The 1,463-nt window shown below is 29.0% G+C and carries 1 protein-coding gene; it reads right to left on the minus strand.

Annotated elements, in window-relative coordinates; translation table 11 throughout:
- Nucleotides 1–1,448: DUF6850 family outer membrane beta-barrel protein (locus GOQ24_RS07900; protein ID WP_160339434.1), on the minus strand; the 1,448-nt coding region annotated here is incomplete at its 3' end.
- Nucleotides 1,449–1,463 lie beyond the last annotated feature (15 nt).

Raw genomic sequence — 1,463 nt, forward strand, 5'->3', positions numbered from 1 at the left:
TAATTATATGAAGCTTTTAGATAAAAAATAGAACTAGTATTCTTATCCAGTTTTAAAGAATAAATAATCTCTGGAGCGATTCTCCAATAGCTACTATCTATATATTGTAATTCATTTTGCATTAGTTCTGTAACAACTAAACTACTTGGATATCCTCCATTATACTTATAATCAGAGCTAAAACTATGTTTATATTTAAGCCCCATACTTGCTATTAATTCTCCCTTTTTCCTTAAGACACTTAAGTTTCTTTGATATTTAAATTCTCCCACCCCAGAACTGTTATAGAATTTTGAACCAGTTGCTAAATACTTATCTTTTTGATTCAAATAGGACAGTTTAATTGTAAACCAATTGATAAAATCTCCTGTTGTACTTTCTTTGGTTAAATAATCTACTCCTAAATCAATCCTATCCATTTTATAACTTGAGAAAACAAATTGTCCTTTTACATCCCATCCCAAATTATCTATATTAGAATCATATAAACTAATATATTCAATTGCTTTCCTGTTAGTATTACTATACTCTAATTGAACCTTAGATTGATATCTATCCATAGTATTTCCCCAAAAAACCCCTAATTTATTTTCTCTTGATTTAACCGTTCCATCCTTTTTAGGGATAGAAAAGCTGATTTCAACATCTTCAACTTGCAGATCAGTTTTACCATAAAATAATAACCAATACCCTTTTTGTTTATATAGATAGTTTATTCCTGTACCTAAAGTGTTACCAAAATAATTAGTCGTTCTACCTGAACCTATTGCTTTTACATGATGTCCCAATCCATATAATTCATAATATGGCTGATCGATATAAGTATTAGTATTAGAATTGGAAGACTCCTCTTTAAAAGAAACATAGTTCAACTCTGCACTAATAGAACTATTATTAGTTAGATGATATGACAAAGAAGGATTAATCTGTAATTTATATCGATAATTCTCAGATCTTATATCTCTTTGTTTTGCCCCACTATAAACCTCAAATCCTGTAAAAAGACCTAAACTCATTTTATTTGAAACTTTCAATATACCTTGGGCATTAAAATCTATTTGTTGCTTATTCCATCTACTAGAGTTGGTGTCTGCAACAATAAATGGCATCCCTCTAAATGGATCCAAAATTGAGGCATTAAACTTTACATTTTCTTGTTTAATCCTATTGTAATTAAAATTACCTTTTAAGTAAATTTTATCCCATTTTTTAGTTCCTTGAGAGCTAACTCCATAAAGAGTTGTTTGACTACCTTGTTGTTTTCTAGAGAAATCTCCCTTTTGAGAATCAAATAAAAAATTCAAATCGTTATACACTTTAAACTCTTGTTTATCCAAAAGAGAAGAATGCATTTGACTAACAAACAAAGACTCGAATATTTTAATCTGATTTAAAGAAGGTTGTATTTCTTGTCTATCCTGCGCTAATAAAACGCTTGGCAGTATCATAATACAACTATATAC

This window comes from Myroides sp. LoEW2-1 (assembly GCF_009767705.1).
Classification (GTDB): domain Bacteria; phylum Bacteroidota; class Bacteroidia; order Flavobacteriales; family Flavobacteriaceae; genus Flavobacterium; species Flavobacterium album_A.